This window comes from Actinomadura sp. 7K534, from assembly GCF_004348575.1.
Taxonomy (GTDB): Bacteria; Actinomycetota; Actinomycetes; order Streptosporangiales; family Streptosporangiaceae; genus Spirillospora; species Spirillospora livida.
In genome coordinates, this window is the sequence record NZ_SMKB01000008.1 from 68,764 (window position 1) to 76,170 (window position 7,407).

A 7,407-nucleotide genomic window follows, 5' to 3' on the forward strand; every position below is an offset into this window, starting at 1 on the left:
GCGGCGGCCCGGTGCCGCGTCAACCACCACTCTGTAAGCGAAGGCCCGCCCGCGTTGACACTATGGCGTGTCGAGCGGGCGCCCTAGCAGGCAATACCATGGAACGGACTTGTCGTACTTCCATGTGAGGAAAACCCGTGTCCACTTCCAGTCCCGCCCCTGAGAACGCCACTCCCGAGACCGGGACCGCCCGCGTCAAGCGCGGCATGGCGGAGATGCTCAAGGGCGGCGTGATCATGGACGTCGTCACGCCCGAGCAGGCGAAGATCGCCGAAGACGCGGGCGCGGTCGCCGTCATGGCCCTGGAGCGGGTGCCCGCCGACATCCGCGCCGAGGGCGGCATCTCCCGGATGAGCGACCCCGACATGATCGACGGGATCATCAGCGCGGTGTCCATCCCGGTCATGGCCAAGGCCCGCATCGGACACTTCGTCGAGGCGCAGGTGCTGCAGGCACTGGGCGTCGACTACGTCGACGAGTCCGAGGTCCTCACCCCGGCCGACTACGACAACCACATCGACAAGTGGGCGTTCACCGTCCCCTTCGTCTGCGGCGCCACCAACCTCGGCGAGGCGCTGCGCCGCATCACCGAGGGCGCGGCGATGATCCGCTCCAAGGGCGAGGCCGGGACCGGCGACGTGTCCAACGCCACCACCCACATGCGCCAGATCCGGCAGCAGATCCGCCGCCTCCAGAACCTCCCGGAGGACGAGCTGTACGTCGCCGCGAAGGAGCTCCAGGCCCCCTACGAGCTCGTCAAGGAGGTCGCGGTCGCCGGCAAGCTGCCGGTCGTGCTGTTCACCGCGGGCGGCATCGCGACCCCCGCCGACGCGGCCATGATGATGCAGCTCGGCGCCGAGGGCGTCTTCGTCGGCTCCGGGATCTTCAAGTCCGGGAACCCGGCCCAGCGCGCCGAGGCCATCGTCAAGGCCACCACCTTCCACGACGACCCCGGGGTGATCGCCAAGGTCTCCCGCGGCCTCGGGGAGGCCATGGTCGGCATCAGCGCCGCCGGCCTCGGCGAGGACCAGAAGTTCGCGGGCCGCGGCTGGTGACGTGAACCCGGCGGGGTTACGCTGGCGGCGCGGCCGGTGCGGAACGGCGGCCCCGGCGGCGGGGAGGAGGCCCCCGGGCGGCGCCCGGTGGCGGGAGGGGAGAGCATGGCTTGGTCGGTCGCGCTGGCCTGCGCGAGCGCGGGTGAACCCACCGAGGTGTTCCGGCCGGGCCTGGTGCCCGATCCGGACGCCGCCGCGGCGATCGCGCGGGGCCTGTACCCGGCCGACACCCTGACCGAGACCGGCGACACGGTCCTCGACTTCGCGCTATGGCCGTACGAGGACGAGCTGTTCGTCGGGGCGTTCGAGCGGGCCCTGCTGCTGTGCGACCGGCGGCTGTTCTGCCTCGACGACGACGCCCGCCGCATCGCCGACACCGCCGCGGCCGCGCTGCCCGGCTCGCACTGCGGCGTCCTCGTCCTGCACAACGTCATCCGCGGCTGCTGGTTCCGCTGGTACGAGTCCGGCGAGCTGCTGCGCGACGTGTTCGTCACCGCCGAGGACGGCGTCGTCGTCGACCAGGGCGAGCGGCTCCCCGCCGAGCGGCCGTTCTGGCGCGCCATCGACGCGGGGGCCCCCGACGTCCCGCTGCCGTTCGACCCGGAGGAGTTCGGGCTCGCGCTCGCCGAGGAGCACATGTTCGGCCGCGGCATCGCCGACCGGGGCAAGGACGGGTTCCTGCCGCTGGAGCTCCCGCTGCGCCGCTTCAAGCACGTCTGAGCAGCGGCTCGGGGAAGACGTGCCATGACGAGCGGCGTTGTAACGAACGTCTAGGCTTGAACGACCCTCGCACCCCCGGAAGGTTCTTCGCGTGACCGCTGTGCCGACGATCGGTGTACTGGCCCTGCAGGGCGACGTGCGCGAGCATGTGCGCGCGCTGGAGGCCGCCGGGGCCCGCACCCTGCGCGTGCGCCGCCCCGACGAGCTGGAGCGCGTCGACGGGCTCGTCCTGCCCGGCGGCGAGTCGACCACCATGTGGCGGCTGGCGCGCTCGTTCGAGCTGCTGGAGCCGCTGCGCAAACGGATCGAGGCGGGCCTGCCCGCCTACGGCTCCTGCGCCGGCATGATCATGCTCGCGGACCGCATCGTGGACGGCGCGGCCGGCCAGGAGACGGTCGGCGGGATCGACATGACCGTCCGGCGCAACGCCTTCGGCCGGCAGGTCGACTCGTTCGAGTCCGGCGTCGCGCTGACCGGCATGGGGGACACGCCGTACCACGCCGTTTTCATCCGCGCTCCCTGGGTGGAGTCCGTCGGGGGCGGAGTCGAGATCATCGGACGCGCCGACGGCGGCCCGAACGCCGGTAGGATCGTCGCCGTCCGCCAGGGGCGCCTCATGGCGACCGCGTTCCATCCGGAGTTGACAGGCGATTTCCGCGTGCACCACTACTTCGCCGATCTGGTGCGCCGGACCACAGAGGAGGAGTGACAGATGTCCGGCCATTCCAAGTGGGCGACGACGAAGCACAAGAAGGCGGCCCTCGACGCGAAACGGGGCAAGCTCTTCGCCAAACTGATCAAGAACATCGAGGTGGCGGCCCGTACGGGCGGCGGCGATCCGGACGCCAACCCGACCCTCTACGACGCCATCTACAAGGCGAAGAAGAACTCCGTCCCCAACGACAACATCGAGCGCGCGCGCAAGCGCGGCGCCGGTGAGGAGGCCGGGGGCGCGGACTGGCAGACCATCACCTACGAGGGCTACGCGCCCGGCGGGGTCGCCGTCCTGATCGAGTGCCTGACCGACAACCGCAACCGCGCGGCCTCCGAGGTCCGCGTCGCACTCACCCGCAACGGCGGCTCCCTCGCCGACCCGGGCTCGGTGTCCTACATGTTCAACCGCAAGGGCGTCGTGATCGTCCCCAAGGCGGGCACCAGCGAGGACGACGTGATGCTCGCCGTCCTGGACGCGGGCGCCGAGGAGGTCAACGACCTCGGCGACGACAGCTTCGAGGTCGTCAGCGAGGCGGGCGACCTGGTCGCGGTCCGCACCGCGCTGGTCGACGCCGGGATCGACTACGAGTCGGCCGAGAGCAAGTTCCTGCCGAGCGTCACGGTCCCCCTGGACGAGGAGAACGCCAAGAAGGTCTTCCGCCTCCTGGACGCCCTTGAGGACTCCGACGACGTCCAGGAGGTCTACGCGAACTTCGACGTCTCCGACGACGTCCTCGCCACCCTGGACTGAGCCCCGGCCCGCCGCCCATCACCCCTGGCCACTTCCAGAACACGCCCGCCGCGCCCTCCACGATCCGGCCCCGTGTTGGTAGCGTTGGCGGCCGAACAAGTGATCGAAGGAGTGGCCTTGCGGGTGATGGGGGTGGACCCCGGGCTCACCCGGTGCGGGGTCGGGGTCGTCGAGGGCGTCCCGGGCAAGCGGCTCCACCTGGTCCACGTGTCCGTCGTGCGGACCGACCCCGACGACGAGGTCGCCCTGCGGCTGCTGGGGATCGAGTCGGGCATCGAGGCGCTCATGGACGAGCTGCGCCCCGACGCCGTCGCCGTCGAGCGGGTGTTCTCGCAGCACAACGTCCGCACCGTGATGGGCACCGCGCAGGCCGCCGGCGTCGCGATGCTGGCGGCCGCCCGGCGCGGGCTGCCCGTCGCGCTGCACACCCCGAGCGAGGCCAAGGCCGCCGTCACCGGCAACGGGCGGGCCGACAAGGCCCAGGTGACCCGGATGGTGACCAGGCTCCTGTCCCTCGACACGGCCCCCAAGCCCGCGGACGCGGCCGACGCGCTCGCCCTGGCCATCTGCCACGTGTGGCGCGGTGGTCCGCGGCAGCGGCTCGCCGCGGCGCAGCGGTCGCGGATCGAGGAGGCGGCCAGGGCCGAGCGCGCGCGGCTCGCCGCCCGGAGCAGAGGAGGAACCGTCAAGTGATCGCCTTCGTCAGCGGCCGGGTGGCCGCCGCCGGCCCCGACGGCGCGGTGATCGACGTGCACGGCGTCGGTCTCTCGGTGCAGTGCACCCCCGCCACCCTGGCCGGGCTGCGGGTCGGCGACGAGGCGACGGTGCCGACCTCGCTCGTCGTCCGCGAGGACTCGCTCACCCTGTTCGGGTTCGCCGACGACGACGAGCGCACGGTCTTCGAGCTGCTGCAGACGGCCAGCGGCATCGGCCCCCGGCTGGCGCTGGCGATGCTCGCCGTCCACACCCCGAACGCGCTGCGGCACGCGGTGGCGAGCGAGGACGTCACCGCTCTCACCAAGGTCCCCGGCATCGGCAAGAAGGGCGCCCAGCGCATCGTCCTGGAGCTCAGGGACCGCCTGGGCGGCCCGGTCGGCGACGGCCCCGGCGGCGCCCGCGCCCCCGCCCGCGCCGAGCCGTGGCGCGAGCAGGTCCAGCTGGGCCTGATCAACCTGGGCTGGTCCGCCAAGGACGCCGACGCGGCCGTCGACGCCGTCGCCGCCGACCTCGACGGGAGCGGCGACACCCCGCCCGTCGCGGCGCTGCTGAAGTCCGCCCTGCGGAAGCTGAGCAAGCCATGACGGATATGAGCGAACCGGGGGGCGCCGGGGCGGAGCGGCTCGTGTCGGCGGACGCGGACGGGGCCGAGGAGCAGCGGATCGAGGCCGCGCTGCGGCCCCGCAAGCTCGGCGACTTCGTCGGGCAGGAACGGGTGCGCGAGCAGCTGTCGCTGGTCCTGCAGAGCGCGCTGCGCCGCGGCCGGACGCCCGACCACGTGCTGCTGTCGGGCGGGCCCGGCCTCGGCAAGACCACCCTCGCCATGATCATCGCGGCGGAGCTGGGGCAGCCGCTGCGCATCTCCTCCGGACCGGCGATCGAGCGGGCCGGCGACCTCGCCGCGGTGCTGTCCACCCTCGCCGAGGGCGAAGTGCTCTTCCTGGACGAGATCCACCGGCTGGCGCGGCCCGCCGAGGAGATGCTCTACATGGCGATGGAGGACTTCCGCGTCGACGTCGTCGTCGGGAAGGGCCCCGGGGCGACCGCGATTCCCCTGGACATCGCGCCGTTCACGCTGGTCGGCGCCACCACCCGCGCCGGGATGCTGCCCGGCCCGCTGCGCGACCGGTTCGGGTTCGTCGCCCACATGGACTTCTACGACGCGGCCGAGCTGGAGATCATCGTCCGGCGGTCGGCGAAGCTGCTGGGCGTGGAGATCGGCGACGACGCGGCCGCCGAGATCGCCGGGCGGTCCCGCGGCACGCCCCGCATCGCCAACCGGCTGCTGCGCCGCGTCCGCGACTACGCCGAGGTCCGGACCGACGGGACCGTCACCCAGGAATCCGCGCGGGCCGCCCTCGCGTTGTACGAGGTGGACGAACGGGGCCTCGACCGGCTCGACCGCGCCGTGCTGGAATCGCTGATGCGCAAGTTCGGCGGCGGGCCGGTAGGGCTGAGCACCCTCGCCGTGTCGGTGGGGGAGGAGCCCGAGACCGTGGAGGTCGTCGCCGAGCCGTTCCTGGTGCGCCAGGGGCTGCTGGCGAGGACGCCCCGCGGCCGGATCGCCACCGCGGCGGCGTGGGCCCACCTGGGCCTCGCGCAGCCGCCGACCGCGCCGATGGCGGGAACGCTGTTCGACGTCGACGGGGACACCGGCCGGCCCGGCGAGTGATCATCCCGGTAACGGGTTGGGAACTTCCCGGCGTCGCCGGACGTCACGTCGTTGCCGGGGTCTGGCGTACTCTCTAGACTCCGGGACTTGGTTCACCGCCTCCAGCCGGCGGTCCCGTTGCACATGACCGGTCCGGTCACAAGGCTGGGCCAACGACATCGGAAGGATGCCCCAGTAATGGGCGGCGACATGATTATCGCGGCGGAGTCGGGCGGCAGCGGGGCCTTCAACCTGCTCCTCCTCCTCGCCATTCCCCTGGTCTTCTACTTCCTGCTCATCCGGCCGCAGAGCAAGCGCCGGAAGGAGCAGCTGCAGCTGCAGAACTCCATCGAGCCCGGTTCGCGGGTGCTGACGACGAGCGGCATGCAGGCCACCGTCGTCGACGTCGACGACGACGGCCTCCTGCTGGAGATCGCGGAAGGCGTCGAGGTCCGCTTCGTCAAGCAGGCCGTCATGCAGGTCCTCAAGGACGACGTGTCCGACGACCTCGACGAGGACGACGAGGACGAGGACGACGACGAGGGCACCGACCGCGTCGACCTCGCCAAGGACGACGCCGGCGAGCAGGACGAGGCCGCCGGCGAGACCGAGGACGAGGACGGCAAGGCGGGCGAGACCGCCGCGGCCGGCGAGGCCGAGCCCGAGGACAAGCCCAAGGGCCGCGCGAAGGTCAAGGCCACCGGCAAGTCCGGCGCCTGACGCCGCACCGGTCAGGGCACGAGGCCGGCGGAACCCCCGCCGCCGGCGCCGGCCGGCTTGAGCGGAAGACGTACCAGACGTATTAGACGAGAACGGCGGCGGAGCGAGTCCGCCGCCGTCTTCGTCTGCGGCCCCGGACGCGGAACCCGGCGGAAACGACGCGGAGGCAGGTAGGAGCGCATGGTGGACCTCGCAAAGCTGATCCGGGAGCGGATCCGCGACGTGGACGACTACCCCAAGCCCGGGGTGGTCTTCAAGGACATCACCCCCCTGCTGGCCGACCACGTCGCGTTCGCAGGCGTGGTCGACGCGATCGTCAACCACCACGGCCGCGGCACCATCGACAAGATCGTCGGGATCGAGGCCCGCGGGTTCATCCTGGCCGCGCCCGTCGCCTACCACTTCGGCGCGGGGTTCGTCCCGGTGCGGAAAAAGGGGAAACTGCCGTCGCGGACCGACGCGGAGACCTACGATCTCGAGTACGGGACCGAGACGATCGAGATCCACCTCGACGCCCTCGACTCCGGAGACCGTGTGCTGATCGTCGACGACGTCCTGGCCACGGGAGGGACGGCCAGGGCCGCCGCCGATCTCGTCCGCCGCAGCGGCGCCGAGGTCGCCGGCCTGTCGGTCCTCCTCGAACTGTCGTTCCTGCAGGGGCGCGACAAGCTGCGGAATATGGACGTCCATTCGCTGGTTACGGTCTAGTACGAAAAGGGCGCCGGATACACTGGCGCCCATCAGGGACCGGTGGGGACGGGCGCATCCCGCGGGGCGCGATGATCATGCGTCCGGATGGATCGAGGAGGCTGGGTGCCCGGTGAGGTGGTATCGACCGACGCGGTGAACGACGCCGTCCGGGCCGCCGAGACCGGCCCGGTGGCGGAGACCGCGGAAGAGCGGGCCGCGCGGGGTTCCGACCCGTCCGGCGCGCCACCGCCACGCCGCACCGCGCGAGCCGGGGCACCGGCCGGCCGGCCCGCCGCCGGAGCGCCCGCGGAGCCGCCCTCCGAACCCTCCCGGGCGTCCGTGAAGAAACCCGGGGCGCCACCGCGCCCCCCCGCGACCGACGCTCCCGC

9 protein-coding genes and 1 pseudogene are annotated in these 7,407 nt (G+C 72.4%); all 10 read left to right on the top strand.

The window, feature by feature from the left end:
* Positions 1-137 precede the first annotated feature (137 nt).
* Positions 138-1,055 carry a pyridoxal 5'-phosphate synthase lyase subunit PdxS gene (pdxS, locus tag E1266_RS03470; protein ID WP_132043630.1) on the top strand — a complete coding sequence of 306 codons (918 nt, stop codon included), beginning with the start codon at positions 138-140 and terminating at the stop codon, positions 1,053-1,055.
* A gap of 105 nt (positions 1,056-1,160) precedes the next feature.
* Positions 1,161-1,775, top strand: a complete 615-nt coding sequence (locus E1266_RS03475; protein ID WP_131974953.1) for a hypothetical protein — start codon at positions 1,161-1,163, stop codon at positions 1,773-1,775.
* Positions 1,776-1,866: 91 nt separating this feature from the next.
* A complete protein-coding gene (gene pdxT / locus E1266_RS03480) occupies positions 1,867-2,484 on the top strand; it encodes a pyridoxal 5'-phosphate synthase glutaminase subunit PdxT (RefSeq protein ID WP_132043632.1) in 618 nt (205 codons plus the stop codon).
* Between the two features lie 3 nt (positions 2,485-2,487).
* Entirely contained in the window at positions 2,488-3,240 is a 753-nt protein-coding gene (locus tag E1266_RS03485; RefSeq protein WP_132043634.1) for a YebC/PmpR family DNA-binding transcriptional regulator, read from the top strand.
* A 117-nt stretch (positions 3,241-3,357) separates the two neighbouring features.
* A complete protein-coding gene (gene ruvC, locus E1266_RS03490) occupies positions 3,358-3,933 on the top strand; it encodes a crossover junction endodeoxyribonuclease RuvC (protein WP_132043636.1) in 576 nt (191 codons plus the stop codon).
* A complete protein-coding gene (gene ruvA, locus E1266_RS03495) occupies positions 3,930-4,541 on the top strand; it encodes a Holliday junction branch migration protein RuvA (RefSeq protein ID WP_132043638.1) in 612 nt (203 codons plus the stop codon). The genes ruvC and ruvA overlap by 4 nt, the downstream gene beginning before the upstream one ends.
* Before the next feature lie 5 nt (positions 4,542-4,546).
* Positions 4,547-5,629 carry a Holliday junction branch migration DNA helicase RuvB gene (ruvB, locus tag E1266_RS03500; RefSeq protein WP_132043640.1) on the top strand — a complete coding sequence of 361 codons (1,083 nt, stop codon included), beginning with the start codon at positions 4,547-4,549 and terminating at the stop codon, positions 5,627-5,629.
* Positions 5,630-5,806: 177 nt separating this feature from the next.
* Positions 5,807-6,328 (top strand): preprotein translocase subunit YajC, encoded by a 522-nt coding sequence (yajC, locus tag E1266_RS03505; RefSeq protein WP_165965911.1) that lies wholly within the window; start codon positions 5,807-5,809, stop codon positions 6,326-6,328.
* A gap of 180 nt (positions 6,329-6,508) precedes the next feature.
* Complete coding sequence (locus E1266_RS03510; protein WP_207945396.1) at positions 6,509-7,036, top strand: adenine phosphoribosyltransferase; 528 nt, start codon at positions 6,509-6,511, stop codon at positions 7,034-7,036.
* A 105-nt stretch (positions 7,037-7,141) separates the two neighbouring features.
* Positions 7,142-7,407 (top strand): annotated as a pseudogene (locus tag E1266_RS38715) (hypothetical protein); the annotation flags it as partial.

Excerpts from the sequence above, each read along its gene's own strand:
- E1266_RS03485 (WP_132043634.1), top strand. The coding sequence starts at position 2,488 with ATGTCCGGCCATTCCAAGTGGGCGACGACGAAGCACAAGAAGGCGGCC.
- ruvB (WP_132043640.1), top strand. The coding sequence starts at position 4,547 with ATGAGCGAACCGGGGGGCGCCGGGGCGGAGCGGCTCGTGTCGGCGGAC.
- E1266_RS03475 (WP_131974953.1), top strand. The coding sequence starts at position 1,161 with ATGGCTTGGTCGGTCGCGCTGGCCTGCGCGAGCGCGGGTGAACCCACC.
- E1266_RS03510 (WP_207945396.1), top strand. The coding sequence starts at position 6,509 with ATGGTGGACCTCGCAAAGCTGATCCGGGAGCGGATCCGCGACGTGGAC.
- yajC (WP_165965911.1), top strand. The coding sequence starts at position 5,807 with ATGGGCGGCGACATGATTATCGCGGCGGAGTCGGGCGGCAGCGGGGCC.